1 protein-coding gene is annotated in these 504 nt (G+C 49.0%); it reads left to right on the top strand.

Translation table 11 applies throughout. The features are described from left to right. Window positions 1–31: 31 nt before the first annotated feature. A partial coding sequence (locus AC1DLB_RS31895; RefSeq protein ID WP_477786518.1) for a sulfotransferase family 2 domain-containing protein occupies window positions 32–504 on the top strand: 473 nt, incomplete at its 3' end.

The following is a 504-nucleotide window of genomic DNA, read 5'->3' as shown; positions in this document are numbered from 1 at the left end:
CGTTAGTACCCCCAAAGTTGCGAGTACTTCCCTGAAGTGGTGGTTTGCGTCACTGGAAGGTTGCTCGCAGGCCTTGCGCGGCGTCGGTGAGGCTGCGGGAAGCAATTCTGATCAAGTTGTTCACGAGATTCACAAGGTTGCGCCCCATGTCAGCGGGCTGGAAATAGACGACCTTTTGGAACCGCTTCTTGCTGATACATATTTTCGATTTGCCGCCGTACGAAATCCTTATAAGCGCATCTTCTCCGCATGGCAGTCGAAAATACTGTTACAAGATCCGGAGCAGGTCGCATCGTATCCAAAGTTTGAGTTATTACAGCAGCCGGTAAAAAGCGTAGCGGATGTTGCTTCGGCTTTTGAGGCGTTTCTGGAGTATCTCGCAAGTAATAGCGCATCTTCACCTGAAAAAGATTTTTGGGCGCCTCAAGCCACGCTATTGCGTCCGGATTTGATCAATTATTCCCTGTTGGTCAAAATTGAAAACTCCTCTGAACTCCATAAAGC

The sequence above is a fragment of the Pseudomonas sp. 05N434 genome, assembly GCF_056396965.1.
This window is presented reverse-complemented; position numbering and strand designations above follow the sequence as displayed.